This is a genomic window from Shewanella marinintestina (assembly GCF_023283845.1).
In the GTDB taxonomy this organism is placed as follows: Bacteria; Pseudomonadota; Gammaproteobacteria; order Enterobacterales; family Shewanellaceae; genus Shewanella; species Shewanella marinintestina.
Window position 1 is genome coordinate 75,767 of record NZ_JAKILC010000015.1, and the last position, 23,358, is coordinate 99,124.

Annotated in this window: 24 protein-coding genes; all 24 read left to right on the forward strand. The window is 45.8% G+C overall.

Features of this window, described 5'->3' with window-relative positions; translation table 11 throughout:
* Positions 1–175: 175 nt before the first annotated feature.
* The 24 genes from L2747_RS15630 to L2747_RS15740 all read left to right on the forward strand — a co-directional run bounded on the left by L2747_RS15630 (position 176) and on the right by L2747_RS15740 (position 23,326).
* Positions 176–880, forward strand: coding sequence for a tetratricopeptide repeat protein (locus L2747_RS15630; RefSeq protein ID WP_248999940.1), 705 nt, complete (start codon positions 176–178; stop codon positions 878–880).
* A gap of 82 nt (positions 881–962) precedes the next feature.
* A complete protein-coding gene (locus L2747_RS15635) occupies positions 963–2,051 on the forward strand; it encodes a sensor histidine kinase (RefSeq protein WP_248999941.1) in 1,089 nt (362 codons plus the stop codon).
* Between the two features lie 2 nt (positions 2,052–2,053).
* A complete protein-coding gene (locus L2747_RS15640; protein WP_248999942.1) occupies positions 2,054–2,650 on the forward strand; it encodes a response regulator transcription factor in 597 nt (198 codons plus the stop codon).
* Positions 2,651–2,728: 78 nt separating this feature from the next.
* On the forward strand, positions 2,729–4,804 hold the full coding sequence (gene recG, locus L2747_RS15645) for an ATP-dependent DNA helicase RecG (protein ID WP_248999943.1): 2,076 nt from the start codon (positions 2,729–2,731) through the stop codon (positions 4,802–4,804).
* A gap of 141 nt (positions 4,805–4,945) precedes the next feature.
* Positions 4,946–5,809, forward strand: a complete 864-nt coding sequence (locus tag L2747_RS15650) for a DUF3014 domain-containing protein (protein ID WP_248999944.1) — start codon at positions 4,946–4,948, stop codon at positions 5,807–5,809.
* Between the two features lie 331 nt (positions 5,810–6,140).
* On the forward strand, positions 6,141–6,863 hold the full coding sequence (locus tag L2747_RS15655; protein WP_248999945.1) for a beta-ketoacyl synthase chain length factor: 723 nt from the start codon (positions 6,141–6,143) through the stop codon (positions 6,861–6,863).
* A complete protein-coding gene (locus L2747_RS15660) occupies positions 6,856–7,674 on the forward strand; it encodes a lysophospholipid acyltransferase family protein (protein ID WP_248999946.1) in 819 nt (272 codons plus the stop codon). The genes L2747_RS15655 and L2747_RS15660 overlap by 8 nt, the downstream gene beginning before the upstream one ends.
* The gene (locus L2747_RS15665) at positions 7,671–7,925 is read left to right on the forward strand and encodes a phosphopantetheine-binding protein (protein WP_248999947.1); all 255 of its coding nucleotides are present in this window, start codon (positions 7,671–7,673) and stop codon (positions 7,923–7,925) included. The genes L2747_RS15660 and L2747_RS15665 overlap by 4 nt, the downstream gene beginning before the upstream one ends.
* An 8-nt stretch (positions 7,926–7,933) precedes the next feature.
* A complete protein-coding gene (locus L2747_RS15670) occupies positions 7,934–8,182 on the forward strand; it encodes an acyl carrier protein (protein WP_248999948.1) in 249 nt (82 codons plus the stop codon).
* Complete coding sequence (locus L2747_RS15675) at positions 8,182–8,730, forward strand: COG4648 family protein (RefSeq protein WP_248999949.1); 549 nt, start codon at positions 8,182–8,184, stop codon at positions 8,728–8,730. Before L2747_RS15670 ends, L2747_RS15675 begins: the two co-directional genes overlap by 1 nt.
* Positions 8,727–10,106 (forward strand): AMP-binding protein, encoded by a 1,380-nt coding sequence (locus tag L2747_RS15680; RefSeq protein WP_248999950.1) that lies wholly within the window; start codon positions 8,727–8,729, stop codon positions 10,104–10,106. Before L2747_RS15675 ends, L2747_RS15680 begins: the two co-directional genes overlap by 4 nt.
* Positions 10,103–10,486, forward strand: a complete 384-nt coding sequence (locus L2747_RS15685) for an ApeI family dehydratase (RefSeq protein ID WP_248999951.1) — start codon at positions 10,103–10,105, stop codon at positions 10,484–10,486. The genes L2747_RS15680 and L2747_RS15685 overlap by 4 nt, the downstream gene beginning before the upstream one ends.
* Positions 10,486–12,243: a glycosyltransferase family 2 protein gene (locus L2747_RS15690; protein WP_248999952.1), complete on the forward strand. Its 1,758-nt coding sequence runs from the start codon at positions 10,486–10,488 to the stop codon at positions 12,241–12,243. The genes L2747_RS15685 and L2747_RS15690 overlap by 1 nt, the downstream gene beginning before the upstream one ends.
* On the forward strand, positions 12,240–13,805 hold the full coding sequence (locus L2747_RS15695) for an HAL/PAL/TAL family ammonia-lyase (protein ID WP_248999953.1): 1,566 nt from the start codon (positions 12,240–12,242) through the stop codon (positions 13,803–13,805). Before L2747_RS15690 ends, L2747_RS15695 begins: the two co-directional genes overlap by 4 nt.
* 43 nt (positions 13,806–13,848) lie before the next feature.
* On the forward strand, positions 13,849–13,983 hold the full coding sequence (locus tag L2747_RS21435) for a hypothetical protein (RefSeq protein ID WP_283107307.1): 135 nt from the start codon (positions 13,849–13,851) through the stop codon (positions 13,981–13,983).
* Complete coding sequence (locus L2747_RS15700; protein WP_248999954.1) at positions 13,983–14,429, forward strand: acyl-CoA thioesterase; 447 nt, start codon at positions 13,983–13,985, stop codon at positions 14,427–14,429. The genes L2747_RS21435 and L2747_RS15700 overlap by 1 nt, the downstream gene beginning before the upstream one ends.
* Positions 14,429–15,178, forward strand: a complete 750-nt coding sequence (locus tag L2747_RS15705; RefSeq protein ID WP_248999955.1) for an outer membrane lipoprotein carrier protein LolA — start codon at positions 14,429–14,431, stop codon at positions 15,176–15,178. The genes L2747_RS15700 and L2747_RS15705 overlap by 1 nt, the downstream gene beginning before the upstream one ends.
* Positions 15,178–17,586, forward strand: a complete 2,409-nt coding sequence (locus tag L2747_RS15710) for an MMPL family transporter (RefSeq protein WP_248999956.1) — start codon at positions 15,178–15,180, stop codon at positions 17,584–17,586. The genes L2747_RS15705 and L2747_RS15710 overlap by 1 nt, the downstream gene beginning before the upstream one ends.
* On the forward strand, positions 17,586–18,863 hold the full coding sequence (locus tag L2747_RS15715) for an NAD(P)/FAD-dependent oxidoreductase (protein ID WP_248999957.1): 1,278 nt from the start codon (positions 17,586–17,588) through the stop codon (positions 18,861–18,863). Before L2747_RS15710 ends, L2747_RS15715 begins: the two co-directional genes overlap by 1 nt.
* Entirely contained in the window at positions 18,851–19,498 is a 648-nt protein-coding gene (locus tag L2747_RS15720) for a DUF3261 domain-containing protein (RefSeq protein WP_248999958.1), read from the forward strand. The genes L2747_RS15715 and L2747_RS15720 overlap by 13 nt, the downstream gene beginning before the upstream one ends.
* 22 nt (positions 19,499–19,520) lie before the next feature.
* On the forward strand, positions 19,521–20,792 hold the full coding sequence (locus L2747_RS15725) for a beta-ketoacyl-[acyl-carrier-protein] synthase family protein (RefSeq protein WP_248999959.1): 1,272 nt from the start codon (positions 19,521–19,523) through the stop codon (positions 20,790–20,792).
* Complete coding sequence (locus L2747_RS15730) at positions 20,785–21,261, forward strand: hotdog family protein (protein ID WP_248999960.1); 477 nt, start codon at positions 20,785–20,787, stop codon at positions 21,259–21,261. Before L2747_RS15725 ends, L2747_RS15730 begins: the two co-directional genes overlap by 8 nt.
* A 95-nt stretch (positions 21,262–21,356) precedes the next feature.
* Positions 21,357–22,082 (forward strand): 3-ketoacyl-ACP reductase FabG2, encoded by a 726-nt coding sequence (locus L2747_RS15735; RefSeq protein ID WP_248999961.1) that lies wholly within the window; start codon positions 21,357–21,359, stop codon positions 22,080–22,082.
* Positions 22,079–23,326, forward strand: coding sequence for a beta-ketoacyl-ACP synthase (locus L2747_RS15740; RefSeq protein WP_248999962.1), 1,248 nt, complete (start codon positions 22,079–22,081; stop codon positions 23,324–23,326). Before L2747_RS15735 ends, L2747_RS15740 begins: the two co-directional genes overlap by 4 nt.
* Positions 23,327–23,358 lie beyond the last annotated feature (32 nt).

Below are 23,358 nucleotides of genomic sequence, written 5' to 3' on the forward strand. Positions count from 1 at the left end.
TTTTTGTCCCTAATTCCCATCAGCACAAACTGCCTCTTTATAAAAAGTGACAAATGTCACCCTTAACTGGTGACGTTTGTGTCTGCATTTATCCTTCGCAATCTTCAATACTAGAACCGTACCCAAACATACCAGCCGCAACAAAAGCGGGTATGACACTCAAATGGAGATTGATATGAAAACACTATTATTCGTTACATCACTTGGTATCTCATCTGCTTTAGGTAGCCAAATTGCTAATGCAGAAAGCATTGAAAATATTGATGCCGCAGCTAACCATATGGACGTAAAAGCTCTGACAGATTACGCCCAACAGGGCAATGACTATAGCCAAGCTTATGCTAATTATCGTCTAGCAATCAGTGCCAACATCTTAGGCCAACCAAAACTTGCCGTTAGCGCACTAGAAGACGCCAAAGAGACTCTCGAAAGCCTAACCAGTGCCAGTAGTAATGCAGACAATCTTGCACTGCTATCATCTGTCTACGGCATGCTTATCGCGTTTGATAACACCAAAGCAGCCACTTATGGCCCTAAAGCTGGGCAAGCGATGGAACAAGCCAAGCAGCTTGATGCTGGCAACCCAAGAGTTGTGCTAGTACAGGCGATTACCGCTTTTAATACCCCCACAATGTACGGCGGTAGCATGCAGCGCGCAGCAGAGTTAGCCAGCCAAGCTATTGAACTTTATGCCAATCCTTGCGATAACATCTGTTGGGGACATGCAGAGGCTTATACTTGGCGCGGCCTAGCAAAGCAAAATCTAGGTGATTTAGAGGGCGCTATCGCTGATTGGAATGCGGCATTAACGGTTGAATCTGACTACGCTTGGGCACAGTTTCTTTTACAGCAAAACACTCAACAAAACGCTAAAAGATAACCGTATATTTGAGTCAAAAGATGACAAATCGTAAATGGAGAGCGCCGCGAACACAGCGCTCTCCAGCTAAAAGGAATTAATTATGGCGCAAGACATACCAAACCGTGCAAGCAAAACAGAAGACAAGTATGCATGGGTCTATTTAATCAATTTAGTTTTCTACTTTATTCCCTATTTCATTATCGATATGCCACTGTGGAAAATTCTGCTTAGCTTAGCCGCATTAATCCCTTTTGTTTATTGCTACTACTGGGCTTACCGTAGTACTAGTAGCAGAGCACATCTGCCGATATTAGCGATAATAGCCATTGCTATTGCTGTAACGCCAATAAACACCGGCTCGTTATCCCTGTTTACTTTTGCCGGATTTTTTATTGGTTTCTTTTACCCGTTACGTAAAGCAGTACTCTGTATCATAGCGCTTATTGCGACCCTATTTTTGCTCAATATAAGTCTTCACTTCGATCATTACTATTGGGCTATTTATGGCGCAGCGCTGCTCGCAGGTGTCAGTCTTTTTGGAGTCGTGGAGCGTAACCGTATTGAAAATAAATGTAAGCAGCAAAAAAGCCAAGATGAAATCCACCAATTAGCGACTATGTTAGAGCGAGAGAGGATCGCCCGCGATCTGCATGACATCATGGGTCATAGCTTATCGTCTATTTCACTCAAAGCTGAGCTTGCAGAAAAACTACTTGCAAAAGACGATATTGAACAAGCCAAACTACAACTTGCCGAACTCAATAGCATAGCCCGCGATAGTCTAAGCCAAATTCGTCAAACCGTATCCGGTTATAAACATAAAGGCCTCGCAGCCAGCGTAACCGGCTTATGCCAAACTTTACGTGATAAAGGCTTAAGCGTCACGTTAGAGGGCGAAATACCAAGCCTAAGCACTGAACTTGAAACCCATTTAATTCTCAGTTTAACCGAGCTGTGCAATAACATTATTCGCCATAGCCAAGCTCAAGAATGTAGTTTACGGTTTAGCCAGAATCAACAACAAACTATTATTCAAATCACTGACAATGGCCAACCAGACAGTGTTAACCAAGGCAATGGATTAAGTGGTATTCGTGAGCGTTTGCAACAGTTTCAAGGTACGCTCACTTGGGACTTAAGCCAGCAATGCCAATTTACCATCACCCTGCCACAGCAAGGATTGCAGTAATAATGAAAATACTATTAGCCGAAGATCAAGCCATGGTAAGGGGAGCGTTAAGTGCACTGCTGGGCTTAAGTGGCGAATTTGATGTGGTACAAGCTTCCGATGGAGACGCTGCATTATCCTTACTAAAACAACACCAATTTGATCTGTTACTCACAGATATTGAGATGCCAGGTCTCACAGGGCTAGAACTAGCAACTTGGTGCCAAACCAATAAGCCTGAATTAAAAATCGTCATCATCACTACTTTTGGCCGTGCAGGTTACATTAAGCGTGCAATAGAATCTGGAGTTGGTGGATTCTTACTAAAAGATGCCCCATCAGATACCTTGATTGCCGCCATCAACCAAGTCATGGCAGGCAAGCGGGTAATCGACCCCGAACTTGCGATTATGGCGATAGGCGAGCAAGATCCACTGAATGATAAAGAGCGCCGTGCCCTAAGGTTAGCCGCAGAAGGCAAAAGTACAGCAGATATAGCAAGCACACTGTTTATTGCCGAAGGCACCGTAAGAAATTATCTTAGTGAGGCCATGAGTAAGTTACATGCCACTAACCGCATTGACGCGGCAAGAATTGCCAAACAAAAGGGTTGGTTATAATAAGAAACTATCTAATTTGCGTAAACCAATATCTCTGATAATATATGTATAAATTTACAGTGTTTGAGTGCTAACCTTTTGCAAAGACTCGATCTTGTCCCTATTACAGCTCTCAAAGGCGTCGCTAAAAAGATGGCCGAGAGATTAGCAAAGCTGAGCATAACAACAGTGCAAGACCTGTTGTTTCATTTGCCGCTGCGCTATGAGGACCGCACTCAAGTCTACCCTATTGCCTCGCTTTACCCTGGCAGTTACGGCACTATCGAAGCCGTTATTCAATCAAGCCAAATTATTCAAGGTCGCAAGCGCATGCTCACTTGCACCGTGCGCGATGATACCGGCAGCTTAACCCTCAGATTTTTCAACTTTTCAGTTGCTCAGCGTAACGGCTTAGAGATAGGCATGACTATTCGTGCCTATGGTGAGATCCGTCGCAGTAATCACGGCATTGAAATCATTCACCCTGAATATAAATTGATTGCTGCGGGCGAAAATCTGCAGTTAAGCGATACACTGACGCCAGTCTATCCAACCACTGAAGGCTTGAAGCAAGCCAGCTGGATAAAGCTCACCGAGCAAGCATTGGCAATGCTAGGTGATGGCGGCTTACCTGAGCTATTACCGCCTAACCTGCAACCGAACAATTTGGATTTGAAGCAAGCCTTGTACATTTTGCATCGCCCCAATAATCAAGTATCGCTATTTGATTTAGAGCAAGGCACCCATCCTGCTCAACAGCGATTAATTCAAGAAGAACTACTGGCACATAATCTAAGCATGCTGCGCCTGCGTCAGCGCAGTAATCGCGACCATGCTGTGAGCATGAATGCCACAGGTCAATTACTTAATCCGTTTCTCGCATCGCTGCCATTTAAACCGACCGGTGCGCAGCAACGAGTGGTTGCTGATATTGGCCGCGACCTAGAAAAAGCAGAGCCGATGATGCGTCTAGTGCAAGGTGATGTAGGCTCAGGCAAAACCTTAGTCGCCGCACTTGCAGCCTTGCAAGCCATTGAAAGCGGCTATCAGGTAGCCATGATGGCGCCGACTGAACTATTAGCCGAGCAGCACGCTATTAACTTTGCCGCGTGGTTTGAACCACTCGGGCTAAAAGTGGGCTGGCTGGCGGGTAAACTAAAAGGTAAAGCCAGAGCGCAATCACTGGCTGATATTGAGTCCGGTGATGCACATATTGTGATTGGTACCCATGCTATATTTCAAGAGCAGGTGGTATTCAATAAGCTGGCTTTAATCATTATCGATGAGCAGCACAGATTTGGCGTACATCAGCGCTTAGGACTGCGTGAAAAAGGCATCAACCAAGGCTTTCATCCACATCAATTGATTATGACAGCTACGCCAATCCCAAGAACGCTGGCGATGACTGCCTATGCTGATTTAGATACCTCGATTATCGATGAGCTGCCGCCGGGAAGAACGCCAGTTACAACCGTCGCTATTGCCGATCAACGTCGTAACGATGTGATTGAGCGCGTTAGACAAGCAGCAATTAACGATAAACGCCAGACCTACTGGGTATGTACCTTAATTGAAGAGTCTGAAGTACTCGAATGCCAAGCAGCGGAAGATACTGCAGAAGAGCTAAAGCGTGCGCTACCTGAGCTAAAAATTGGCTTAGTTCATGGGCGAATGAAACCTGCTGAAAAACAACAGATCATGGCTGACTTTAAAGCAGGCGAACTCAACCTATTGGTTGCCACTACTGTAATTGAAGTCGGTGTGGATGTACCTAACGCCAGCTTAATGATTATCGAAAACCCTGAACGTTTAGGCTTAGCGCAACTGCATCAGTTACGCGGACGTGTTGGCCGTGGCGCGGTAGCAAGCCACTGTGTATTGCTCTACAAGGCACCACTATCAGCAACGGCAACCAAGCGTCTTGGCGTATTAAGACAAAGCAATGATGGCTTTGTGATTGCCCAACAAGATCTAGAGATCCGCGGACCAGGTGAAGTGCTTGGCACCAAACAAACTGGTATTGCCGATATGAAGATAGCCGACTTAATGCGCGATCAAGCACTTATTCCTCATGTACAAAAACTTGCAGCCCATGTTATGCAGCAAGCGCCTGAATGTGCCGACGCTATTATTGAGCGTTGGCTAGGCGATCGTGAGCAGTTTGTACAAGCGTAAACCACTGCTTTAGCCTACTGCTGAAATTAAATATCCTTAATAGAGCCTTAGCCTATAGACAATCTGTTGGAATTTTGCAGAATGGGTTAGAGCTATAATTTATCATTAGTCGTATCACTGCACGGTAGCAGAGGAGTTAAAATGCAACTCAGTCAAGAAGATAGAATTTCCCCACAGGAAAAGAGTTCAGGTACCAATGGGCTAGCAATTTTGGCAATTATTGCCGTTGTTGCGCTATCAGCGGGCGGCTACTACTACCTCAGCGGTAATGAAAAAACCGAAGAGCCTCAAATAATTGCACCAGTAGTGATCCCCGATCCACTACCAGCAGAGCCGCTTGAAACGGAAGCTGTGCCTGAGCCTGAAGTTGTTGAAGTTGAGCCGGTTCAGTTACCTGAAGTCGACCCAGTGCCAGAAGTTGAACCATTGCCTGCACTCGCAGATAGCGATGAATATGTTCATCAGAAAGTCACCGCTGTAGCTGACGGTATGGCGATTGAACCGTTATTGATTGAAGATAACGTTGTGCGCCAATTTGTTGTTTTTGTTGATAACCTTGCACAAGGTGAGCTAGCTCGTAAAGTTAGTCCGCTACAAGCACCAAGCAACAGCTTTACGGTGTCAGATATTGCCAACAAGACTTATATCAACCCTGATAGTTACCATAGATATGATTTATACGCTGACTTTTTAGCTAGCCTTAACGATGAAGAACTAGCAAAAACCTATAAAGAAATGACTCCGCTACTGAGCGAAGCATTTACCGAATTAGGCTACAGCAAAACATCTTTTGATGAGCGTTTACAACAAGCCATTGAAGTGATGCTAGATGCGCCAATCATTGAGCAGCCTATAGAGTTAGATGGCGTTAGTGTTAACTATCAGTTTGTTGATCCAAAACTTGAAGCCCTACCAAATGCGCAGAAACTAATGATCCGTATGGGTCCAGAGAACTCTCGCAAGGTGAAATCAGCACTACGTAAGCTACAAAAACAGCTTAACTGATCACTAAAGCGATGCTTATTCTTTTAAAGGAGCCCTTCAAGGGCTCTTTTTCAATCTAATACCTTCTACACAGTAAGCCTCTGATAACAATTACGCTCGATTAATAACCTCATATTGAGCAACCAAGCTCTCATAAACAGAACGCATCACTATTTTGTCCCCTATTAGTAACACCTGTATCCCAAAAGGGCTTATGGCGGCTGGGATTTTTGATGTAGAATAATGCCATCAATAAGCTTTTATTTAACCAGAGACTACGCTTAATAGTCATACCGTCGGTATTAGCTTTCCACTAGTCGGGTAATACGAAGGGAAATTCGTATCAGAGGCAATGCATTTGAAGTTCAGCATTCTTTCGTGGGGCGCATGGTCGCCGCAGTACCAACAAGCCGATAATTGGCGCCATTGGCCTGTAAATACTACTGCGCCAGAGCAAATGAGCACTGCGCCTAAACTGGCCCATGTCCCTGCTATGCAGCGACGCCGACTAAGTAAGCTGACCAAAATTGTGCTTGAAGCGGTGCACCAATGTGACCCTACTGAGCAGTGTCGCAGCATTTTTGCCTCTCAACACGGCGAGATAAATCGCACGATTGGCTTATTAAACGATATTGTTGACGAGTCTCCGCTATCTCCGACGGGCTTTAGCCAATCGGTCCACAACACTGCTAGCGGCATCTTCAGTATTTTCAGTAATAACCGGGCCTCTTCGACTTCCATTGCTGCTGGTAAAAACACCTTTTCCCAAGCCTTTATTGAAGCTTATGGTCAGCTACATGCTGATGCAGAACCTTTACTATTGGTGTATGCCGACGAACCCGTGCCACAAATCTATAGTCAATTCAGTTCTGAGCCAGAATGGCCTATTGCTATTGCTTTTATGCTTGCACCAGCGAGTGATTCAGCACAGTCTATTGCCAGTTTGACCCTAACCCCAATTACTTCACAAAATCAGTACAAGCTAAATTATGGCGAACTACTGGCATGTATTGCCAATAAGCGCAATATCAGCGGGACCTTATCAGGTTGGCACTGGGAGCTAACTTGTGATTAATCCGCCAGCACACCCTCAGCCTGTAGCGCCTAAACTTACTGGTCTTGCCTATATTCCTCGCTGGATTGGCGGTACCGCTTGTTACATGGCCTTTGGTTTAGGTGGTCTACTAAGTTCATTAACGATTTTGCCTATTCTGAGGTTTTGGCCAGGCACGCCTCAACAACGTATACAGCGGGTCCAGCGCGCCGTGCATATTATGTTTAAAGGCTTTGTGCGCATGATGACCTGGGTAGGACTTATCAATGTCACCCATAGTGATTTGAGTCGTCTCAGCAATGCTAAAGGTATGATAGTCACCGCCAACCACCCTACCCTTATCGACGTGGTGGTATTAATCAGCTTAATGCCGAATGCCGGCTGCATTGTAAAACAAGGGCTTTGGCGTAATCCTTTTTTGCGCGGTGTGGTTTCGTGTGCAGGCTATATCCCTAATCGCGGCGCTGAGTTGCTGCTAAAAGACTGCAAAGATGTTCTCGATCGCGGCACCAATTTAATTATCTTCCCTGAAGGTACCCGCACCGTTATAGGCGAAAAAATTAATGACTTTGCCCGCGGAGCAGCCAATATTACTCTGCGTACTCAGAGCGATCTATTGCCCATATTTTTAAAAACCAATACTGTCGGATTTAGCAAGCAGCAAAAGTGGTATCAATTGCCGAGAAGAACAATTGGGATGCATGTGGAAGTAGGCGAAATACAAGCCTACTTGCGCTATGATGCTGAAGCCGGCGGTGATGCTAAAATGGCACGAAAACTCACTCGTGATTTAGAAAACTATTATAAACAACAATTAGATAGATACTTATGAGCTTAGATAACGAAATAAAACAACTGATCATCGACTGTCTCGACCTTGAAGACGTTAGTATTGATGATATCGATTCTGAAGCTGCGCTATTTGGCGAAGGCTTAGGTCTTGACTCAATTGACGCACTAGAGTTGGGCTTGGCGATTAAAAAGCAGTTTGATGTAAAAATAGAAGCTAACTCTGAAGCGACAAAGCAGCACTTTTACAGCGTTGCCAGCCTAGTAAGCTTTATTGAGTCACAGCGCGCCTAGGGGGCATTATGCAAAGTCGTGAACAGATCCTAGAAATGCTGACCCAAATCTTGGTCGATGAGTTTGAAATCGATGCAGATGATATCACTTTAGAAGCTTCACTGTATGAAGAGCTCGATCTCGACAGCATCGATGCTGTTGATCTGGTGATTAAACTGCAGCAAATGACTGGCAAAAAGATTAAGCCAGAAGAATTTAAAGCGGTTAGAACCGTTGATGATGTGGTTTCAGCAATTGAAGGCTTAGTTAAAGACTAATGCGGCTTTTTCTGCAAATAGTGACAAGCTTGGTGGTTATCGCCTATCCACTGGCAGTTTACTTTGGTTTGCACTATTTGCCAGCTGGCAGCATAGCTCTCGCGTTGTGTGCCATTTTAATTATCAGGCTGTTACTGCAGCAGCAAAAAGTAAAAGCTTTGATGTTACCAATTATCGTAGGGATTGGGCTTACTGCTGGCAGTTTTATTGCTAAACAGAACGATTGGCTATTGTTTTACCCCGTAGTGATAAACCTCACTATGCTGGCTTTATTTGCTTATTCGTTAAAGCATGGTCCCAGTATGATTGAAAGGCTCGCCAGATTAAAAGAGCCAGATCTACCAGATGAGGCAATTAGTTACCTCAACAAGGTCACTCTAATTTGGTGTGGGCTATTTATTTTTAATGGCCTGATGGCGCTGTATACCGCGCTTTATACCAGTATCGAAACATGGACGCTTTATAACGGGCTCATTGCGTATCTGCTTATCGGATCGTTACTGGGTGGTGAATGGTTATATCGAACAATTTGGTTAAAAAAGTCATGACGAATCTACTTAAATCTTGGCTACGCCAAGGCCCGGCGGTGCAGCAGTTAATCAGCTTTAATCATCACGATATTGTCACGGGTGGAGTCTTTACCGCGCAAGTCGCTCAGCTCTATCAACAACTCAAAGATTCAGATGCCAAGCGCTGGTTACTCAGCAGCGAAAGCAGCGATCTATTTGCTGTAGGCCTTTGCGCCGGCTTATTGGCTGGAAAACAGATTATTCTACCTGCCAATACCCAAGCGGGCACCTTAAGTGAATTGACCCATGAGTTCGATGGCATCATTGCCAATATGCCCATCTGTGAAGGCAAAGCTTTTTTACGCCTAGATAAAGATCTCTACCCACCAGCTAGCACTTGGCCGCAAACCGAGACTTGGGGCGAATTAGTTTTATTTACTTCTGGTAGCAGCGGAAAACCTAAACGTGTCGCGAAATCAATAGAGCAGCTTGATGCCGAAGTCAGTGTACTTGAGCATACTTTTGCTCAACACCTGCCCCATTGCAGCGTAATATCGACTGTATCGCATCAGCATATCTACGGTTTACTGTTTAAAGTACTTTGGCCATTGGCGGCTAGCCGCCCATTTTTAAGCGATTTAGTCGAGTACCCTGAAACCCTAAGCTACTACGCAAACCTGTTTCCAAACTTATGTTTGATCAGTAGTCCTGCACAACTTTCTCGTCTACCCGACGCACTAGACAATGAACCGCAATTACGCGCGCCAAGCCTAGTCTTTAGCTCTGGTGGTCCATTGAGCTTTGAAGCGTCTAAAGCGGTAGCAAACTGTTATGGTGAGCCACCGATTGAAGTCTTTGGCAGTACTGAAACCGGTGGCATAGCCTACCGTAGCCAACATCAGAAAAATGCCAGTTGGCAGACTTTTGCATCTATCGCTATCGAGCAAGACCAAGTAGATGGCGCGCTGCTACTCAAGTCGCCGTATCTGCCGGATAATGATTGGTTAAAATGTGATGACAAAATTAGCTTGAATTCAGATGGCACTTTCTCATTGCAAGGTCGCTTAGATCGCATTATTAAAGTCGAAGAAAAGCGTTTGTCACTGGTGCAGATGGAGTCATTACTTGAGAGCCATCCTTTTGTGGCTAAAGCGGCTTTGCTAATGCTAGAGCAACCACGAGTCCAACTTGGCGCAGCCATTGAGCTGTCTCAAGAGGGCATTCTGCAATTAGAGCAACACGGCAAGCTAGCACTCAATAACCAACTGAAAAATCACTTACTCAGCCAATTTGAACGCGTGACTTTACCAAGACGTTGGCGTTACACAGAAGCCTTACCGTTAGATCAACAAGGTAAACGGGTACACGCCACCATGCTTGCTCTGTTCGACATAGATAAGTTTAAAAGCAAATGATTATATCGACTCTGCCGACCATTATTAGCCAGAGCAGCGATACAGATAGCGCCACTTGGCGTCTGGATATCGCCGCAGACCTTAATTATTTCAACGGTCACTTCCCCGAGCAACCAGTATTGCCCGGTGTAACCCAACTCGACTGGGCGATAAAGCTCGGCTGCGCACATTTTGGCTATAGCGTAGATGTCGCCACGTTAGAAGTACTCAAATTTCAGCAGTTAATGCTGCCTGGCACTCAAGTTGATTTAAGCATTAGCCATAATGCCGCAAAAGCTAAACTGGTATTTGCCTACAGCGATGGCGACAAACGCTTCGCCTCAGGCCGCATAGCCTTAAATACTGTGCTAGACACAGACCAAACAACAGGCGCAAGCTAATGCGTATTGCTCTAGTGGTCCCCAACTATAATCATCGCGGCGCTATCGAGAAAACCCTTGAGCGCTTAGCGAGTTTTGAGCTGCCTTGCTATTTAGTTAACGATGGCAGCGATGATGAAACTCGATTCTTACTGATTGAACTCGCTGAAAAGTACGATTGGGTAACTCTACTGCACCATCCGTTCAATCGTGGCAAAGGCGCGGCGGTTATGACTGGTCTGCGCACTGCTTATGCCGATGGCTTTACTCATGCTTTGCAAGTTGACGCTGATGGCCAGCACGACTTAGATGATATTCCGGCAATGATTAAGCAAGCTGAATCGGCGCCAGAAGCCTTGATTTCAGGTTTACCACAATACGATGAGTCTGTACCCAAAGGCCGTTTATATGGCCGCTATATCACCCACTTTTGGGTGTGGATAGAAACCCTAAGTTTTGACATTCAAGACTCCATGTGCGGCTTTCGCATTTACCCCTTAGCCGCCACTGAAAAGCTGTTTCTAAGCCATGCCTTAGGCGAACGTATGGACTTTGATATCGAAGTGCTCGTGCGCCTTTACTGGCAAGGCGTAAAAGTTATCCACCTCCCAACTAGAGTTATTTACCCTGAAGATGGCGTTAGTCACTTTCAAGGTTTGAAGGATAACGTGCGTATTTCTGTCATGCACAGCAAACTGTTCTTTGGCATGTTACTGCGTCAACCTAAAAACTTGTTTCAGAAATTAAAGCAATCGTTCGCAGGCTCTAACCAAAATAAACATTGGTCTAGCATGACTGAGCGTGGCAGTTATTGGGGCATAAAGCTAATCGCTGAAAGCTATCGCTTAGGCGGACATTGGTTATGTCGTGCCATTATGTATCCAGTGATCGTGTATTTCTATTTAACCGGCACAACGGCTCGCAGTGCTTCGAAGCAATTTTTAACTCACGTCAAAGCCAAGCAGCCTAATCATCCACAGCTAGGTGAACCAATTAGCTGGCGCGATAGCCTTAAGCACTTTTTTGCCTTCGGTAATGCAGCCCTCGATAGAATCGATGCATGGTGCGATCGCATCAAACTCGAACAAGTCGACTTTCCTAATCGAGAGATGCTCGCTAACCAATTGTTAGCAGGTCAGGGCGCGGTGTTACTGGTCTCGCACTTAGGTAATTTAGAGCTGTGCAGAGCGATTTCGATCCACCAGCGCCAAGTCAAAGTTAACGTCATGGTGCTGACTCAAAATGCCGAGAATTTCAATAGAGTCCTCAAGCAACTCAACCCAGATAGCTCACTTAATTTGATTCAAGTTACAGAGCTGGGCCCAAGCACATCAATGTTGCTGCAGCAAAAAATTGAAAATGGTGAGTTAGTGGTGATTGCGGGTGACAGAACCTCATCACAAACCGCTGGAAGAGTGATTTATCAAGACTTTTTAGGCGAGCAAGCACCGTTCCCGCAAGGGCCATTTATTCTTGCAGGTCTATTAGATTGCCCGGTTTATACCATGTTTTGTTTGCGCCAAAATGGCCGTTATCACGTACATTTAGAACACTTTGCCAGTACCTTAAAAGGCCCAAGATCAGGTCGAAGCGAACGACTCGAACTCGCCGTTAAAGAATTTAGCAGCCGCTTGGAGCGTTTTGCGCTTAATGAGCCACTGCAATGGTTTAATTTTTACGATTTTTGGCGCAAAGACGAAGAGTTCCAGCGCGCTAATGCACAAAATAGTGATTGCAGTAGTAATACAGGTGATCCCAAAGGACAAGCAAGAAAATGACCCAACAAACGACCCATAACGCTAATCTTAAAACGGTTGAATTTGGCTACAACAGTCTCTCTCTTGAAGATGTGGTCGCAATTGCTAAAGGCGCTACCGCCAAGTTGAATCAAACTGCCGAATACCAAACCTACATTCAAAAGGGTGCGCTGTTTATTGACAGCCTGTTAAAAGAAGAAGGCGTAGTGTACGGCGTTACCACAGGTTATGGCGACTCTTGTACCGTTACTGTAGGTTTAGATTTAGTCCATGAGCTCCCGCTGCATTTGACTCGTTTTCATGGCTGCGGCATGGGTGAAATCCTATCGCCAATGCAAGCGCGCGCGGTAATGGCTTGCCGACTGAGCTCACTGGCAGTCGGTAAGTCTGGTGTCACTTATGAATTACTTAAGCGTATAGAAACCTTACTAAACCTGAATATCACTCCGGTGATCCCTGAAGAGGGTTCTGTTGGCGCAAGCGGTGATTTAACGCCGCTGTCTTACCTAGCCGCAGTATTAATCGGCGAGCGCGATGTGATTTATCAAGGTGAGCGACGTGCCACTAGCGACGTTTATAAACAACTTAATATCGTGCCGCTTAAGCTACGTCCTAAAGAAGGTCTAGCACTGATGAACGGCACAGCCGTTATGACGGCCCTTGCCTGCTTAGCTTATGATCGTGCCCAATATATGACACGCCTTGCTAGCCGTATTACCGCCATGGCATCACTTACCCTAAAAGGTAACTCAAATCATTTTGACGATATCTTGTTTGCCGCGAAGCCTCACCCAGGGCAAAACCAGATAGCAGCTTGGATCCGTGAAGACTTAAATCACCATATCCATCCGCGTAACTCTGACAGACTGCAAGACAGATACTCGATCCGCTGCGCCCCGCACGTCATTGGTGTACTGCAAGATGCCCTGCCGTTTATGCGCCAGTTTATTGAAACTGAGCTAAACAGCGCCAACGACAATCCGATTGTTGATGGTGAAGGCGAACATATTCTGCATGGTGGTCACTTCTACGGTGGTCATATTGCTTTCGCGATGGATGCGATGAAAAATGCCGTTGCCAATATTGCCGATCTTATTGACCGCCAAATGGCGTTGGTAATGGATCAAAAGTTCAATAATGGCTTACCCGCTAACTTGTCTGGTGCAACGGGCAGCCGTAAAGCGATTAACCATGGCTTTAAAGCGGTACAAATCGGTGTATCGGCATGGACAGCTGAAGCGCTGAAAAACACTATGCCAGCCAGTGTATTTTCACGCTCTACCGAATGCCACAACCAGGATAAGGTAAGCATGGGGACTATCTCTGCTCGCGACTGTATGCGCGTATTACAGCTTACTGAACAAGTTGCTGCCGCAGCGTTACTGGCCATGTCTCAAGGTATTCGCTTACGCATCGCCCAGCAGGAGTTAGTCGAGAGCTCTATCACCCCTTCTTTAGCCAATACGCTGGCTCAAGTTGAAGCCGATTTTGAACTACTGACCGAAGACAGACCCCTAGAGCAAACACTGCGCTCAACCGTGGACAAGATCCAAAGCGGTTATTGGGAAGTATGCGGAAAGTAATTAAGAACTTTCCCTTACATAGCTATGACCAGGGAGCAAAGAAATGAAAGGCATTTTACATGCAGAGATGGAAGTTGAAATACCATTTCACGATGTCGATTCGATGGGCTATATCGGTTGGCATGGTAACGCTTTGTTTATAGAACATCATCAAGATATCAGTCGAGGACTCTGCTAATGAAAGGTATCTTACATGCTGAAATGGAAGTTGAAATTCCATTTCACGATGTCGATTCGATGGGGATCACTTGGCATGGTAACTACCTGCGCTATTTTGAATTAGTACGCTGTAAACTGCTGGATAAAATCGACTATGGTTACCGCGCCATGCAAGACTCGGGTTATAGCTGGCCGATTGTCGACGTGCAGATAAAGTACGTGCAGTCGAGTACCTTCGAGCAGCTTGTCACCGTTAAGGCATCCTTAGTTGAGTGGGAGAACCGCATTAAGATCAACTACCAAGTACTTGATGTTAAAACAGGTAAACGTATTACTAAGGGTTACACCATACAGGCCGCCGTCGATATGCAAACTCAAGAGTTATGCTTTGTTACCCCTGATATATTCCAGCAAAAAATAGCCCATTTAATTGCCGCTAAAAGTCAGCAATCAGAGCAGCCTTAATGAAGTATATATTCAGCCTAATATTAGCCCTGCTGCCTCTATTAATAAGTGGCAGCGGCTTTGCAGCAGATAGCGCAGAAGCTAGCTATAGCGAACTTTTTAATAAGCCTGCTAATAACGCTGATTTACTTAACTTGAGTCAGCAATTATCGCCAAGCGCGCAAACCAAAGGTAGCTTTAGCCAATACCGCTATTTAAAGGTGCTCAAAAAGCCGTTAGTTAGCCAAGGCGAGTTTATCTTCTCTAAAGATCTTGGAATTATTTGGCAGCAAAACAGTCCTTTTGCTAGCACATTGATCTTGAAAGATAAGCAGCTTATTCAAATTGATAGCCAAGGTAACATTAACGTTAACCATGCAGAACAAGCCGGTAGCGCGAATATGATGAGTGATATCATGCCCAAGCTATTAAGTGCATTACTCAGTGGTGACATTAATCAACTGCAACAACACTTTGAATTAAGTCTTAATCTTGATGGCAAACCTCTAGCAACCGAAGCGGGTATAGACTTAAATACGACCGTTGAGCCAACTGCGCAATGGCAACTTGGGCTAAAGCCCATCGACCCAATGCTCGCAAAAGCTCTACCTAAAATGGTGCTAGCTGGTAAACAACAAATTCAAACTCTGGTGTTATATAGTGCCAACGGTGATCGCAGTCAGATCGAGTTTTCAGCGCTGGACGAAAGCCCATTAAGCTCTCAAGACAAAGCGCGTTATGAGCCTAGTTCTGTGGGCACCGCGCCATAATGAATCTAAGCCTGTGTGCCTTATTAAGCCAAAAGACCGCCAAGTTAAGATTTATACTGTGGCTTGCATTAATCCTCGCCTCGATCGCAACTGGCTTTAGCCTATGGCAAAGCGGTGCTCGGGTACAAAGTGATATTTTAGCTATGCTGCCTAAGGTTAGCGAAAGCCCCATCACTCAGCGCGCAATGGATCAGGTCGAGCAACAATTAGCTAATCGCGTTTATTTAGGCCTCATCAGTAACAATGAACAATCTGCCATTAACGCAGCCAAGCTAACAATTCAAACCCTCAAACAGCTTGATAGCAAAGATCCCGCATTTATCAATATCAGCAGCGCCGATATGGCGCAAGCTGACGCGCTAAACCAGTATTACTTTAACCACAGGTTTCAGCTATTAACTCTCTCTCAGCAACAGCTATTGCAACAGGGGCAATGGCAACAACTGACTCAAGCCGCACTAGAAAAGCTCTATAACGCTTTTAGTTACGCCAACAGTGAACTACTGAGCCGCGATCCATTACTATTATACCCTGATTCTTTGTTAGCCCTTGCCCCATCGCAACAACTGACAGTCAAGCAAGGCGTGCTCATCGCAACAATAGCGCCAAGCAACAATCAACCACTACGTTATGCGGCAATTGTTATGGCTAAGGGCAGTGACAGCGCGTTTAATCCTAATGCTCAGCAACAACAGTTAAGCGCACTAACGTTGGCCTTCAATACCACTAAATCGCAATTTAAAGAAATTGAAATCATCAAAGCTGGCGCACTGTTTCATGCCATAGCCGCAACCGATAACGCGAAAAAAGAAGTGTCCAGCATAGGGCTATTATCACTCGTTGGGGTCATTAGCTTAGTGTGGCTAGCATTTCGCTCTTTAATGCCACTGACGATAGCCGTTGTCACCGTCAGTACCAGCTTACTATTTGCCGTGGTTAGCACAGCCCTGATATTTGGTGAGCTGCACCTACTGACCTTGGTCTTTGGTACTAGCCTTATCGGGATCTCTATCGACTACTGTTTTCACTATTACTGTGAACGCTTAACTCACCCAAGTGATACTAGTGAGCAGGTGATTAAGCGTATCTTTGCCGCAATAACTCTGGCTCTAATTACCAGCGCTATCGCCTATAGTGCCATGGGGTTCGCACCTTTCCCTGGGATGCAACAAGTTGCCGTCTTCTGCGCAGCTGGGCTACTCGGCGCATACTTAACCTTAGTATTGGCCTACCCAACACTTGCTAGTCAGCCGTTAAACAATGCTAATCAAGCATTAAATCTAGCGAGTCGCTATCAAGGCTTTATGCTTAACCGCTTTACACCTAGAAGCCTAATCGCAAAAATGGGTCTCTCTCTTGGCGTCACTATCTTCATTTTAACGGGCTTGCTAAGGCTCACTGCCAATGATGATATTCGCCAGCTGCAACACACGCCCACTGATATTCAAGCAGAAGAAAATCAGCTTCGCACCTTACTCAGTGGTGGCACTGATAATCAGTTTCTACTGGTTACGGCAGCAACAGAAGAGCAAGTAAAACAGCATTTAGCAGAGCTTGAGCCGATACTAGAACAAGCTAAGCAAGATAACCTTATTGGTAACCATTTAAGCTTAAGTCGATTCTTGCCTAGTCAGAAACAGCAGCAGCTAAACTATCAGTTGCAAGGGCAGATTTATCTGCAACATTTAGATGAAATCATTGCCACGTTAGGCTTAGATGACAACATAAAACCAGAATTGATATACGCCTATCAGGCGGCTGGTTCAGAGTTTATTAGCGCCGCCAGCTTCTTAAACCATCAAGCAGGAGTAAGCTTTAAACCACTTTGGCTTGCCGCTGATATAAAAGATGATTCAGGCTATGGTGCAATCGTGCTGCTTGGCGGTATCAAACAACTTAATCGTGTCGCCGCACTATTTACAGATAATGCCAATGTTCAGCTAGTCGATAAAGTTGATGACATATCAAGAGTGATGGGCCATTACCGCCAACTCACTTTAGCCTTACTCGCCATCGCCTTAGTGGTTGCAGGTGTTATATTTAGCTTTAGATTTGGCTTGAAGCTCGCAGCAGTAGTGGTTGCTGTGCCCGCATTAGCCGCATTACTGACGCTGGCAAGCTTAGGCTTACTCAATAACCCACTCACGCTTTTTCATGCTTTAGCACTTATTTTGGTGTTTGGTATTGGCGTGGATTACAGCTTATTTTTTGCCGAATCGACCCAACAATCTAAAGGCGTAATGATGGCGGTCTTTATGTCGGCTATATCAACAATACTTGCCTTTGGCTTACTGGCTTTTAGCCAAACACCTGCGATAAATGCCTTCGGGCTGACACTGTTATTCGGTATTAGCTTTACCTTTTTACTGGCGCCATTTATTCAAAATTTCACAAGGAATCCCCTTTAATGTCGAGTGCAACCTCAGTTCAGAATGACGTCGAACAATGCACTACCGAAACGGTAGATGTTGCGATTATAGGGGCTGGACCATCGGGTAGTATTGTCGCTAGTCTGCTACACGCCCAAGGCAAGAAGGTTCTGGTATTAGAGAAGCAGCACTTCCCGCGCTTTTCGATTGGTGAAAGCTTGCTGCCTTGTTGTATGCAGGTCATTACCGAGGCCAATATGCTTGAAGCGGTCAATCAAGCAGGGTTCCAATTTAAAAATGGCGCCGCATTTAGATACCAAGACAAATACACAACCTTTGACTTTACCGATAAATTTAGCCCAGGCCCAGGCACTACGTTTCAAGTTGAGCGCGCCACATTTGATAAATTGCTCGCCGATGAAGCCTGTAAGCAAGGCGTAGATATTCGTTATGGCCACACAGTTCACTCGGTCGCATTAAGCGGCGAACCGAGTCTTGAAATCAGCAATGAACAAGGCCAAACACAGACTATTAAGGCTAAGTTTATCCTCGATGCCAGTGGTTTTGGCCGAGTACTGCCACGCCTACTCGACCTAGAAAAACCATCGACACTGCCGACCCGTAGCGCTGTGTTTAATCATGTTCGCGACAACATTAGCGACCCAAACTTTGATCGTAATAAGATATTAATTAGTGTCCACCCAGATAACCAAGATATTTGGTACTGGCTGATCCCATTTAGCGATGGTCGTTGCTCGGTTGGCGTAGTCGGTGAGCCTCATCAATTAGCCGTGGTAGAAAACGGCCTCGATGGCGACTTAGATCAGCTACTTAAAATCATGATTGACCAGGAGCCAGGCTTAAAGAAACTGCTAGCGAATGCAGAGTTAATTAATCAATCTGGCTTATTAAAAGGCTACTCAGCCAACGTCAAAACCCTAGCGACTGACAAATTCGCCCTACTGGGTAATGCCGGCGAATTTCTTGACCCGGTGTTTTCATCTGGTGTCACCATCGCTATGCAGTCAGCATCAATGGCGGCTAAAACACTGCTTAAGCAGTTAAATGGCGAGACAGTGGATTGGCAACAGGATTACGCTACACCATTAATGAAGGGAGTCGACACATTTAGAACCTACGTTGAAGCTTGGTACGATTGCCGCTTTCAAGATACGATCTTTTTTGACGATCCAGATCCAAAGATCAAACAGATGATCTGCTCTATTCTGGCGGGTTATGCTTGGGATGATCAAAACCCTTTTGTCAGTGAGTCTAAGCGTCGTTTAGATATGGTTGTTGAACTATGTCGCAGCTAAATCGCCATTTTGGCATCATAGTTTTTGCACTATTACTCAGTGCTTGCAGCCACACGTTGGAGCGTAAAACCTGCGTTGAGCTGGCAAGCGATGTCAGATATTGCTTAGCGCCTGTTGCAGACTCACTACCTCAACAGCAAACAGTCAGCGCAACCCAAAAAGCGACCATTCGCACTCAGGACCAGCAACATGAACTGCTCACTCAGCTAGAGTTAACTCAGGAAAACCTAACATTGGTGGGTCTAGCTCCGTTAGGGCAAGCGCTATTTACGCTGACCTATGATGATTATACGCTGGTAAGCGAGCAGAGTACTTTTATGGGCGAGCAATTTAAAGCTGAGTATCTGCTCGCGATAATGCAATTAATTTACTGGCCCGATGATAGCGTCAATCGCCATTTACAAGGTGCGGTTATACGTCCGTATCAGTGCGATGCAAACTTATGCCGTGGCCTTTTTACAGAGCAAAGTGATAGCAAAAATAGCCCAGATGCCGATAAGAACAGCAATAACAACCTACCGATTATTGCCATTCGCTATCACGCTAGCGACAATAGTAAACAAGATAAGTGGCAAACCAATGTTGAGCTAACGATTGATGCAGCCGACTTTAAACTCAATATCAGCCCGATATAACTCTTACGTGGTGGACATTTAAGTGAACTCAACAACGCCAATTGCGATAACCCATTTAGGCTTATGCACGCCGATAGGGCAAACTCCGCAAGCTGTGCTCGACAACTTAGTTGCCGGTAATATCGATGGCATGCAATGGCGTGATGACTTGCTATTTGAACGCTCTGTATTAGTCGGCCAAATTCCTTTTGAATTACCTCAAATACCTAAACAACTCGCGCAGTTCGACACCCGTAATAATCAGTTAGCCTTGCTTATTGCGCAGCAGATTGAGTCTAGCGTTAAACAAGCCAAGCAAGATTATGGTAGCCAGCGGGTAGGTATTGTTATTGGTACTAGTACCTCGGGTATTTCCACCGGAGAACAGGCACTTAGTGTGCACCAGAGTCAGGGCGAATTTCCCCAAGATTATGACTATGCCAAACAAGAGCTCGGCGATACTAGTCAATTCTTGCAGGCTTATTTAGATCTAACTGGCCCTTGCTATACCGTATCAACTGCGTGCTCATCGAGTGCAAAAGTGTTTGCCAGCGCGACTCGCTTAATTAACGCGGACGTATGCGATATGGTGATCGTTGGTGGCGTTGATACTCTTTGTCAGCTCACTCTGAACGGCTTTCACTCACTGGAATCAATATCTAGCGGCCATTGCCAGCCTTTCAGCCAAAACCGTGATGGGATAAATATTGGTGAAGGCGGCGCGTTGTTTACCTTGGAAAGGGTGTGCCTAGATAAAGCGGCTACTGAACATGCTGCTATCGTACTCAGCGGCTTTGGTGAGTCGAGCGATGCGCACCATATTTCGGCGCCACACCCTGAAGGGCGCGGCGCGATTGCAGCCATGCAAGCCGCACTAACGATGGCAGGCTTATCACCTTCGCAGATTGATTACCTCAACCTGCATGGCACTGCGACGCCTAAAAACGACGCTATGGAGAGCCGCGCGGTACAGCAAGTATTTGGTAAAAATCTGCCAGCTTGTAGCTCGACCAAGCCGCTTACCGGCCATACACTGGGCGCAGCAGGGGCAATAGAAGCGGCATTTTGCTATTTGCTACTTAGCGACTACAACCGCCAGCAATATTTACCGCCCCAAGTATGGGATAATCAACGCGATACTAACGATCCTAACTTACCTTTAGTCAGCTCAGCTACGCAGACCAAGATACGGCATGTAATGAGTAACTCGTTTGCCTTTGGTGGCAGCAATGCCAGCCTGATCTTAAGTCGCAAGCTCAGTGCCGCAGAATCTCAATTAGCTAATGACCCACAAGGGATAAACCAAAATGTTTGATCCAACCAAACTTTCTGAGTGTGATGTTGCTGAGTTTATCCCTCATCGCGACCCAATGATTTTGATTAGCCAATTGCTTGAGTACAGCCAAGATAGCTTACTCACGCAAACTGATGTATCGACGGCCAGCCCATACTTTGATCCTCGCTTAAATGGTGTCCCCAACTACGTAGGTATTGAATATATGGCGCAGAGCATTGCCGCGCTAGCTGGCGTTGAAGCACATTTACGCAATGATATAATTCGAGTCGGATTTTTGCTTGGCAGCCGTAAACTTAAGATGCATATCAGCCAATTTAAACTGGGCCAGAGTTACCAAACAAAAGTGACTCGTTTATATCAAGAAGAGTCTGGTTTAGCTGTGTTTGATTGCCAAATCCTCCACAATCAAGAGGTGGTTGCTGAAGCCAACGTCAATGTGTTTCAGCCACAAGATACCCAAGCCTATATCGCCGATGCAGCGCAATAGCTAGCAACGACATATCAATAGAATATACAAACGTAGCCCGCTAATACATCTTAACGGATGACGAATAATAATCAGGCTGCGTAGGGAGCAACAAGATGTCAAAAAGAGTATTAATAACCGGTTCGAGCCGTGGTATTGGTAAAGCCATCGCCCTCAGATTAGCGGCTTCTGGTTTTGATATTGCTATGCATTTTCATAGTAATCAAGACGCCGCCAACGCCACTAAAGCCGAACTCGAGCAGCACGGTATTCACGTTAGTTGCTTGCAGTTTGATATCGCTAATCGCGCTGTTGTTAAACAAGCTATCGAACAAGATATTGAGCAACACGGTGCTTATTATGGCGTCGTTCTCAATGCGGGTATTAATGCCGACACAGCATTCCCTGCGATGACTGAAAGTGAGTGGGACAGAGTAGTCCACACTAACCTTGATGGCTTTTATAACGTGATTCATCCAACCGTAATGCCTATGGTGCAAGGTCGCCAAGGCGGACGCATTATTACGCTTGCGTCAGTATCTGGCATTGCTGGTAACCGCGGTCAAGTAAACTACAGCGCTTCTAAAGCCGGAATTATCGGTGCAACCAAGGCACTGTCTTTAGAACTCGCTAAGCGCAAAATCACCGTAAACTGTATTGCACCGGGTTTAATCGAAACGGATATGGTCAGCGATATCCCTAAAGATATGGTCAACACCTTAGTGCCGATGCGCCGCATGGGTAAGCCATCAGAAATTGCCGGCTTAGCTAACTATTTAATGTCTGAAGATGCCGCCTATGTCACGCGTCAGGTGATCTCGGTAAACGGAGGCATGATATGAGCCAAGCCGCTTTTCCGCGCCGCGTAGTCATCACTGGAGTAGGTGGTATTTCAGCACTTGGTCATGACTGGCCAACAATAGCTGCAAGTTTAAAAGCACAAAAGAACTGCGTAGTACGCATGGACGAATGGGATCGATTTGCCGATTTGCATACCCGTTTAGCCGCACCAGTGACCGACTTCGAAGTGCCCAGCCATTACAAGCGTAAGAAGATCCGCTCAATGGGACGAGTATCGATTATGGCGACTCGCGCCAGTGAACTTGCACTTATCGATGCCAATTTACTTGATGATCCTGTTGTTACATCTGGGGCCATGGGCATCGCCTATGGCTCATCAACGGGCAGTACCGATCCTATTATCGCCTTTGGTGACATGCTCAAAGACGGTGATATGTCTGGCGTAACTGCCACTAGCTATATCCGTATGATGGCCCATACCACAGCTGTTAACGTGGGCGTCTTCTTTGGCCTTAAAGGCCGCGTGCACACCACCAGCAGCGCCTGTACCTCAGGCAGTCAAGGCATAGGCTACGCCTATGAAGCGATCAAATATGGTCAGCAAGATCTGATGCTGGCAGGTGGCGGCGAAGAGCTGTGCCCAACCGAAGCTGTGGTGTTTGATACCTTATTCGCCACCAGCACTCAAAACGATGCCCCAACAGCAAACCCACGCCCGTTTGATAAAGAACGCGACGGTCTAGTCATTGGCGAAGGCGCTTGCACCTTAGTGCTAGAAGAACTAGAACATGCAAAAGCTCGCGGTGCAAAAATCTATGCAGAAATCGTTGGCTTTGGTACTAATGCCGATGGTCTGCACGTGACGCAACCCAACAGCGCAACCATGGAAACCGCGATTCGCTTAGCGTTAAAAGATGCGGCTATTGATGCCGATAAAGTCGGTTATGTGAATGCTCACGGCACGGCAACAGATCGCGGCGATATTGCTGAAACACAGGCGACTCATGCGGTATTTGGCGCTAAGCAACCTATCTCATCGCTTAAGAGCTACACCGGCCATACACTCGGAGCCTGCGGCGCACTAGAAGCTTGGGTGAGCATTGAGATGATGAATGCAGGTTGGTTTGCGCCAACACTGAATTTAACTGAAATTGACCCAGAATGCGCTGAGCTAGACTACATCAAAGATGATATTCGCTTGCTTGAAACTGACTATGTGATGAGTAATAACTTTGCCTTTGGCGGTATTAATACTTCACTTATCTTTAAAAAATGGCACGACTAATCAATATTACGTCCCCAAACAAAAAGCCCCCA

What these genes read in the sequence shown, in the direction of transcription:
- L2747_RS15630 (WP_248999940.1), top strand. Translation starts at nt 176, where the DNA reads ATGAAAACACTATTATTCGTTACATCACTTGGTATCTCATCTGCTTTA.
- L2747_RS15635 (WP_248999941.1), top strand. Translation starts at nt 963, where the DNA reads ATGGCGCAAGACATACCAAACCGTGCAAGCAAAACAGAAGACAAGTAT.
- L2747_RS15640 (WP_248999942.1), top strand. Translation starts at nt 2,054, where the DNA reads ATGAAAATACTATTAGCCGAAGATCAAGCCATGGTAAGGGGAGCGTTA.
- L2747_RS15650 (WP_248999944.1), top strand. Translation starts at nt 4,946, where the DNA reads ATGCAACTCAGTCAAGAAGATAGAATTTCCCCACAGGAAAAGAGTTCA.
- L2747_RS15655 (WP_248999945.1), top strand. Translation starts at nt 6,141, where the DNA reads ATGCATTTGAAGTTCAGCATTCTTTCGTGGGGCGCATGGTCGCCGCAG.
- L2747_RS15665 (WP_248999947.1), top strand. Translation starts at nt 7,671, where the DNA reads ATGAGCTTAGATAACGAAATAAAACAACTGATCATCGACTGTCTCGAC.
- L2747_RS15670 (WP_248999948.1), top strand. Translation starts at nt 7,934, where the DNA reads ATGCAAAGTCGTGAACAGATCCTAGAAATGCTGACCCAAATCTTGGTC.
- L2747_RS15675 (WP_248999949.1), top strand. Translation starts at nt 8,182, where the DNA reads ATGCGGCTTTTTCTGCAAATAGTGACAAGCTTGGTGGTTATCGCCTAT.
- L2747_RS15680 (WP_248999950.1), top strand. Translation starts at nt 8,727, where the DNA reads ATGACGAATCTACTTAAATCTTGGCTACGCCAAGGCCCGGCGGTGCAG.
- L2747_RS15685 (WP_248999951.1), top strand. Translation starts at nt 10,103, where the DNA reads ATGATTATATCGACTCTGCCGACCATTATTAGCCAGAGCAGCGATACA.
- L2747_RS15690 (WP_248999952.1), top strand. Translation starts at nt 10,486, where the DNA reads ATGCGTATTGCTCTAGTGGTCCCCAACTATAATCATCGCGGCGCTATC.
- L2747_RS15695 (WP_248999953.1), top strand. Translation starts at nt 12,240, where the DNA reads ATGACCCAACAAACGACCCATAACGCTAATCTTAAAACGGTTGAATTT.
- L2747_RS21435 (WP_283107307.1), top strand. Translation starts at nt 13,849, where the DNA reads ATGAAAGGCATTTTACATGCAGAGATGGAAGTTGAAATACCATTTCAC.
- L2747_RS15700 (WP_248999954.1), top strand. Translation starts at nt 13,983, where the DNA reads ATGAAAGGTATCTTACATGCTGAAATGGAAGTTGAAATTCCATTTCAC.
- L2747_RS15705 (WP_248999955.1), top strand. Translation starts at nt 14,429, where the DNA reads ATGAAGTATATATTCAGCCTAATATTAGCCCTGCTGCCTCTATTAATA.
- L2747_RS15710 (WP_248999956.1), top strand. Translation starts at nt 15,178, where the DNA reads ATGAATCTAAGCCTGTGTGCCTTATTAAGCCAAAAGACCGCCAAGTTA.
- L2747_RS15715 (WP_248999957.1), top strand. Translation starts at nt 17,586, where the DNA reads ATGTCGAGTGCAACCTCAGTTCAGAATGACGTCGAACAATGCACTACC.
- L2747_RS15720 (WP_248999958.1), top strand. Translation starts at nt 18,851, where the DNA reads ATGTCGCAGCTAAATCGCCATTTTGGCATCATAGTTTTTGCACTATTA.
- L2747_RS15730 (WP_248999960.1), top strand. Translation starts at nt 20,785, where the DNA reads ATGTTTGATCCAACCAAACTTTCTGAGTGTGATGTTGCTGAGTTTATC.
- L2747_RS15735 (WP_248999961.1), top strand. Translation starts at nt 21,357, where the DNA reads ATGTCAAAAAGAGTATTAATAACCGGTTCGAGCCGTGGTATTGGTAAA.
- L2747_RS15740 (WP_248999962.1), top strand. Translation starts at nt 22,079, where the DNA reads ATGAGCCAAGCCGCTTTTCCGCGCCGCGTAGTCATCACTGGAGTAGGT.